This window comes from Endozoicomonas sp. ONNA2, from assembly GCF_024606365.1.
In the GTDB taxonomy this organism is placed as follows: Bacteria; Pseudomonadota; Gammaproteobacteria; order Pseudomonadales; family Endozoicomonadaceae; genus Endozoicomonas.
The window spans coordinates 1-6,940 of record NZ_JAHHPO010000960.1 but is presented as its reverse complement, the minus strand read 5'-3'; the positions used below and the strand labels follow the sequence as shown (position 1 = coordinate 6,940).

Annotated in this window: 8 protein-coding genes; 5 read left to right on the top strand and 3 right to left on the bottom strand. The window is 51.7% G+C overall.

The genetic code is table 11. The features are described 5' to 3' along the window. The first annotated feature begins 88 nt into the window (after window positions 1-88). The 5 genes from KDK14_RS17025 to KDK14_RS17005 all read left to right on the top strand — a co-directional run bounded on the left by KDK14_RS17025 (window position 89) and on the right by KDK14_RS17005 (window position 4,533). Window positions 89-622: a (2Fe-2S)-binding protein gene (locus KDK14_RS17025; RefSeq protein WP_257266378.1), complete on the top strand. Its 534-nt coding sequence runs from the start codon at window positions 89-91 to the stop codon at window positions 620-622. Next, on the top strand, window positions 619-987 hold the full coding sequence (locus tag KDK14_RS17020; RefSeq protein WP_257266377.1) for a twin-arginine translocation signal domain-containing protein: 369 nt from the start codon (window positions 619-621) through the stop codon (window positions 985-987). The genes KDK14_RS17025 and KDK14_RS17020 overlap by 4 nt, the downstream gene beginning before the upstream one ends. Continuing rightward, the gene (locus KDK14_RS17015; RefSeq protein WP_257266376.1) at window positions 978-2,876 is read left to right on the top strand and encodes a xanthine dehydrogenase family protein molybdopterin-binding subunit; all 1,899 of its coding nucleotides are present in this window, start codon (window positions 978-980) and stop codon (window positions 2,874-2,876) included. The genes KDK14_RS17020 and KDK14_RS17015 overlap by 10 nt, the downstream gene beginning before the upstream one ends. Window positions 2,877-2,951: 75 nt before the next feature. Next, a complete protein-coding gene (locus tag KDK14_RS17010; RefSeq protein ID WP_257266375.1) occupies window positions 2,952-3,953 on the top strand; it encodes an XdhC family protein in 1,002 nt (333 codons plus the stop codon). Continuing rightward, window positions 3,940-4,533 (top strand): nucleotidyltransferase family protein, encoded by a 594-nt coding sequence (locus tag KDK14_RS17005; RefSeq protein ID WP_257266374.1) that lies wholly within the window; start codon window positions 3,940-3,942, stop codon window positions 4,531-4,533. The genes KDK14_RS17010 and KDK14_RS17005 overlap by 14 nt, the downstream gene beginning before the upstream one ends. A 79-nt stretch (window positions 4,534-4,612) precedes the next feature. On the opposite strand, the gene slmA is transcribed toward KDK14_RS17005, so the two are convergent. From slmA to dut, 3 genes are all read right to left on the bottom strand, one after another. Further along, complete coding sequence (gene slmA / locus KDK14_RS17000) at window positions 4,613-5,203, bottom strand: nucleoid occlusion factor SlmA (protein WP_257266372.1); 591 nt, start codon at window positions 5,201-5,203, stop codon at window positions 4,613-4,615. An 8-nt stretch (window positions 5,204-5,211) separates the two neighbouring features. After that, entirely contained in the window at window positions 5,212-6,114 is a 903-nt protein-coding gene (argB, locus tag KDK14_RS16995; protein WP_257266371.1) for an acetylglutamate kinase, read from the bottom strand. A gap of 103 nt (window positions 6,115-6,217) precedes the next feature. After that, window positions 6,218-6,673, bottom strand: a complete 456-nt coding sequence (dut, locus tag KDK14_RS16990) for a dUTP diphosphatase (protein WP_257266370.1) — start codon at window positions 6,671-6,673, stop codon at window positions 6,218-6,220. Window positions 6,674-6,940 lie beyond the last annotated feature (267 nt).

Sequence of the window (6,940 nt, the reverse complement as noted above, 5' to 3'; positions counted from 1 at the left end):
TCATGACGTACGATCAGTGGTAATCAGGAAAGTGTTTGAGTGCGTTTTTGAGCCAAATAAGAAACTGACTCTGCCGGGGGAGGCACACGTGATTAGCTTCAAGTTAAATGGTCAAACGGTCAATGTAGACGCGCCGGGCGATACACCGTTGCTCTGGGTGGTGCGCGAACATTTCGCCATGAAAGGGACAAAATTCGGTTGCGGTATGGGCTTGTGCGGTGCCTGTAGTATGTTGATCGATGGGGTAAGTTCCCGAACCTGTATCATGCCCGTGCAAACCGTGGCCAATCGGAACATCACCACCATTGAAGGCATCGGTAACCCGGAGATGATGTCCACTTTGCAGAACGCCTGGGTTGAAGCCGACGTACCACAATGTGGCTATTGCCAAAGTGGCCAAATCATCAGTGCTACCGCATTGCTGAGCCAGAACAACAACCCCTCTGATAGCGATATCGACACCGCCATGAGCGGCAATATATGCCGATGCGGCACCTACCCCAATGTGAAAAAAGCCATCAAGAGCGCAGCGGCAGATTTAAGAAATGGCAAAGGCCGTTTGCAGGCTGTTCAGGTATTTGATCCGGCCACGGCATTGGAGACAGAGGAGGTGCAATCATGAGTGTCATGGAACAAACACCGACCAAAAACAGGCCAACATTAGCCAACAGCTCCCGCCGCAGCTTTCTCAAAAAAATGGGTATCGTCGGTGGCGGTTTAGTGGTTGGCATGCCACTGACGGCCTGTGCCAATACCAAACTCCCCAATACCATGGCCGGTGACTTACAACCCAACGCATTGCTGCAAATTACCGCCAACAATGACTTTTATTTTTATCTTCCCCGCTCAGAAATGGGCCAGGGCGTGTACACAGGGCTGACCACAGTACTGGCTGAAGAACTTGACGTTCATCCAAGTATACAATCAAGGTTAAAAATGTTGGTGCCCACGAAGAGTATGCAAACCCGGAATATGGCATGCAACTGACCGGTGGCAGCAACAGCATTCGTACCCATTTTATTCCGCTGCGCCAAATGGCGGCCAATGTCCGTATGGTTATTCGACAGGCGGCCGCACAGGTTCTGCAACTGCCACTGGCTCAAATTCAAACCGATAACGGCATGATTGTCGCCAATGGCAAGACACTGCCTTACGGTGCCTTCACTGAAGTAGCTGCCCATTTGCGTCTTCCTGAAGAAACACCGATCAAGAAAAAAGCGGACTTCAAATACATTGGTAAACACTCAAAACGTCTGGATGCCGTAGCGAAAAGCACCGGCTCAGCACAATTCGGTTTGGATGTGGAGTTTGCAGGCCTGCACCGGGCGGCATTAAAACGTTGCCCGGTATTGGGTGGCACGGTGAAAAGCTTTGATGGCAGCAAGGCGAAAAATATGCCCGGAGTCAAAGCCGTGGTCAGCATCTTTAACGGTGTGGCGGTGGTGGCGGATCATTACTATCAGGCAAAAGCGGCCTTGCCTGTGCTGGACGTACAATGGGAACTGCCTGACACCCTTGCCAACTTTTCCAGCGATGCCACTGAGGCAGGTAATGGTAAACAATTATTCAAAGACGCACTGGACAGCGATAGATCTGATAATGCCCACGAAGAAGGTAACGGTCGTGCGGCATTATCAGCTTCCGACACGGTTGTATCCGGAGAATACTGGGCTCCCTATCTGGCTCACGCCACCATGGAACCGATGAATTGCACGGCGAAATTCACCGGCGACCAATTAGAAATCTGGACAGGATGCCAAAATCCGGGGGTTGCCGCCAAATTAGCCGCTTTTTACGGTGATGTAGCAAAAGACGACGTCACAGTTCACAGTACGTTCCTGGGGGGAGGGTTCGGACGTCGTATAGCAAACGACTATGTTGCAGAAGCCGTTTCCATAGCCAGGGCATCCGGTCTTGCGGTGCAACTGATCTGGAGCCGGGAAGACGATACCAAACACGACTATTATCGTCCTGCATCCATGGCTAACTTTCAGATTGGCCTGGATAAAGACGGTCATATTGATAGCTGGAATGTCAAGCGTTCCGGTCCAAACATCTTGCCCTATACCATTGACGAAGTGGCCGATGCCATGATGCCAGGATTCCTGCCCGGTGGCATGGTTGACTGGATCAGTAAGGCGGGTTATGGCCTGTTTGATGGCTGGACGGTGGATCCTACTTCTGTAGAAGGTTTATTTGAGGATTATGATGCCAAACATAAATCCGCTGACCATGTGACCGTTGATCCGGGGCTACCGGTAGGTTTCTGGCGCAGTGTGGGGCACTCATTCAGTGGCTTCTTTAAAGAGAGCATGATGGATGAAGTGGCCATTGCACAAAACCAGGATCCTGTCGCCTATCGCCTGAAGCACCTGAAAAATAATCCCCGGCTGGCGAACACGCTGACACTGGCTGCCGAAAAAGCAGGATGGGGAAAACCCTTGCCAGAAGGTCACTATCACGGTGTTGCCGTTCATGGTTCATTCTTGTCTTACGTGACTGAGATCGCAGAGGTATCGGTAAACAACGGTCAAATCAATGTGCACAAAGTGACGTGTGTGGTGGATTGCGGTTTGGCAGTTAACCCTGACATAGTTATCCAGCAAATGGAAAGTGGCATCATCTTCGGTTTGACCGCTGCCCTTTACGGTGAGATCACAGTCAAGGACGGTGCCGTGGCGCAAAGTAACTTCCATGACTATCCGATGTTGCGAATGCATCAATCGCCGGACATTGAGGTCGTCATCGTCGATAGCGATGAAGCGCCAACGGGTGTCGGTGAGCCAGGTTTACCCCCCATTGCCGGTGCCGTGGGCAATGCCGTTTTTGCCGCAACGGGTAAACGTTTAAGAAGCTTGCCTTTCAAACTGGGTTAAATTGAACGTGGTGCTGCGTTCCTTACATCCGGGGGACGTAGCCGAGCTTATAAGCAAAGGTCCAATAAAAACACTATGCAAGGTTCACAATTAGAAGTATTGACCGGGTGTTTATCCTGCCTGGAACAAGGCGAGAAAATAACCCTCGTCAGTGTGGCTAAAACCTGGGGCACCTCCCCCCGCCCCGTGGGTTCCCTGTTAGCGGTGAGTTCTTCCGGTCGTTTTTTTGGCAGTGTCAGTGGCGGTTGTGTTGAAGAAGATCTGATCGAACAGCTGGCCCAAAACCCGGTCAGATTTGTCCAGAAAATCATCTACGGAGACACTGCCGAAGAGCGTCATCGCTTTGGGTTACCCTGCGGGGGTACCCTGGAACTGATGGTGGAACCGCTCAATGACACTGAAGACGTTAACTTTCTGATTGAGCATATTGCAACCCGAAAAACCTGCCTGAGAAAGGTAAGCCTTGAAACGGGTCAGGTAACCTATCTTCCCTGGCAGAAACAGGCACCACAGCTTTCACCCCCCCACTGGCAAAACGTCTTCGGGCCAACCTGGCGATTAATGGTGATAGGTGCCGGGGAAACTGGCCGATATCTGGCTGAATTTGCCGGAGGTCTTGGCTTTGAAGTTTTGGTGAGTGATCCCAGGCCCGATTATCGGAGCAACTGGCCCTTGCAAGACCTGCCGCTATTAACCGGTTTCCCTGACGATATCATTCAGGCATTAAACGTGGATGTTCGCACAGCCATTGTCGCCGTGGCCCATGACCCGAGAGTAGACGACATGGCATTACTGACAGCATTAAAAAGCGATGCCTTCTATGTGGGTGCCCTTGGTTCAAAACTCAACAACCAGGCACGTCGTGCCCGCCTCAGGGAACACTTTGATTTCAGTGAGGCCGAAGTTAACCGACTCCATGGCCCGGTGGGATTGAATATCGGCAGTAAATCCCCAGCGGAAATTGCGCTGTCTATCCTCGCTGAGATCACCGCCATTAAAAATGGCATACTCCCTTGCAAGGCACTGGAAAAGAAAGAAGATCAAATCAGTCGGACGGCGGCCTGTGACCTTAGCTGATAGTGAAACATCGAACACTGACGAAACAATAACTGCGGTTATTTTAGCCGCAGGCAAAGGTACGCGCTTTAACGGCCATAAAATGATGCATGATATTCATGGCATCCCTATGGCCATCCGCAGTGCCTTGAATGCTCAGCCCCATGTTCATCATGTTTTAGTTATCGTCCGGCCTCAGGATGACATTCTTAAATGTACATTAGATAAGTACCACCTATCCTGGACGGAAAACCCTGATTTTGCCCAAGGCATGAGTTCATCCATTGTTCAAGCCATTAACCATATTCCTGATGATCAACATATCCTTCTCTGCCCGGGGGATATGCCTCACATCAAGGTTGCCACTTACCAGCGCCTGATTGAAAGCTTCAGAAAACATGAATTCAAGAAAATCATCAGGCCGGTCTACCCATCTGAAGATCCCATCCCGGCTCATCCCGTCTTATTTCCGGCTGCTCTTCAGGCAGATTTGAAATTACTCAGCGGTGATGAAGGTGCTAAATCTATTCTCAAGACCCACCAACCGATGTTGATAGAAACGTTGGACAAAGGCGTGATCAAGGATATTGATTATGCTTGAGATCATGACTCCCCGCCTGATTGGGCGAGGGTTCACGGCGATTTAGCTGACCGCGGTAAAGTACCAGAAAAACCAGAATTTACCGAAAAGCCGCTGTCGAAAGAATGAGCCACTGATCAGCCCAGTTTTCCGTAGGCTTGCGCTTGAATTCACTGCGAACATACTGGGCAATCCGGCCTTCTGCAGAAGCCAGTATCAGATTTGCGGTGACGCTGACGGTCATTCGGGTTCTCACCCCCTCCTTGATTTCCGCTTCACGCAATGTCTGCTTGAGCTGTGTCTCCAGACGGTCAAACAACTGAGTAACCCGCTGGCGCAAACGCTCAGTCTCGCCAGCCAGGGCATCCCCGGTCAGGATACGGGTCAGGCCGGGGTTTTTCTCACAGAAGCCAATCAACAACCGCAAGATCTTCTCACACCGTGCAGCCACATGGGGCTCTTCAGAAAGAATCAGCGAGATTCGGGAAAACAGCGCCTCCTCAATAAACTCGATCAGCCCTTCAAACATTTTTGCCTTGCTAGGGAAATGACGATACAGCGCCGCTTCAGAGACACCCACCGCTTTGGCCAGGGCCGATGTGGTAATCCGGGAACCCGGAGCCGTCTCCAGCATATGAGCCAGGGCTTCCAGAATCTGCTGCTTGCGGGAAATTTTCTGAGACATATCCATCTTGAGTACTAAACACTATCTCCGGTTATCAGGGTGCCCACTCCCCGGTCAGTTAACAGCTCAAGCAGAACGGCATGGGGCACCCGGCCATCAATGATATGCGCTGTTTTGACACCGCACTTCACGGCATTAAGCGCGCATTGTATCTTGGGAAGCATACCCCCATAAATAGTTCCGTCAGCAATTAATGCTTCGACCTGCCCTGAGTTCAGTCGGGTCAGCAGGTTGTCATCCTGATCCAGCAGGCCTGCCGTATTAGTCAGTAATAGCAGCTTTTCTGCCACCAGCTCCTCGGCCAGGCGTCCGGCCACAAGGTCAGCGTTGATATTATAGGAGGCGCCGGCATCATCCACCCCAATCGGCGCAACCACCGGAATAAAGTCGGAGTTTTGCAACATGGTGATAATGTCGGTGTCGATGGCTTCCACTTTGCCCACCTGTCCAATATCAATAATCTCCCGTGCGGTCATTTCCGGCGTCATACCGCTCACCTGCAACCGTCTGGCGCGAATAAATCGACCATCCTTGCCGGTAATTCCAATCGCCCGGCCGCCATTGTTATTGATGAGGGTCACTATCTCCTTGTTCACCAGCCCGCCCAATACCATCTGTACCACATCCATGGTGTTGGCATCGGTGACTCTCATTCCCTGGACAAACCGGCTTTCGATGTTCAGCCGTTTCAGCATGTCACCAATCTGTGGACCGCCACCGTGGACCACCACAGGATTAACACCCACCGCCTTGAGCAACACCACACCCTGGGCAAAGCTGTTTTTCAGCTCGTCACTTTCCATGGCATTGCCACCGTATTTAACGACGACGGTCTTACCAGCATAACGTTGCAAGTATGGCAGTGCCTCGGTCAGCACCGTAGCGATTTCCTGAGAGGATAAAGCAGGCTTATCCATGATTTCTCCACTTTGCTCTGACAGATTGAGCATGGTGTCCGTTATGGGTGGCGGCCTGGCACAACCGCCATACTGTTGTTATAAAAGGCTGTAAAAGCAGTCATCAGTGGGATCCGGAGTGTCCAAAGCCGCCAGCACCACGATCACTCTCGTCGAAGCTTGCCACAATCTCCAGTCGGGCCTGAACGACGGGAACCAGAATCAACTGGGCAATCCGCTCCCCTGGCTGAACCGTAAATGTGGTATTCCCGCGGTTCCAGCAGGAGACCATCAGCTGCCCCTGGTAGTCTGAGTCAATCAGTCCAACCAGGTTGCCCAGAACAATGCCATGCTTATGGCCCAGGCCAGAGCGGGGAAGGATCATCGCCGCCATGGACGGATCTTCAATGTGGATAGCCATACCGGTGGGCAGCAGTTGGGTTTGACCCGGTTCCAGGGTCATCGGTTGATCCAGGCAGGCTCGCAGGTCAATACCCGCCGAGCCTTGCGTGGCATATTCCGGCAATGGAAACTCGGTGCCCAGTCGTGGATCCAGAATACGGGTCTTCAGTGTTCTCATGTCGTTTAATTCCCTGCGTGTTTACCGAGAGATAACGTTCAAGGCTGTTTATCCGCTCAAGGCTGTTTATCCGCTCAAGGCTGTTCATCGGCTCAAGGCTGTTCATCAGCTCAAGGCTGTTCATCAGCCTCAGCTCTGGGCTGTTGGCTTTTCCACTTTCTGAAACGGCGGGCAACAATTTGCAGCAGTTTGCGGGACACTACTTTTTTTGACGCCCTTGGTAATGGTTCTTCCAGCCCTTCACCGATGACGGTGACTTCATTGCTG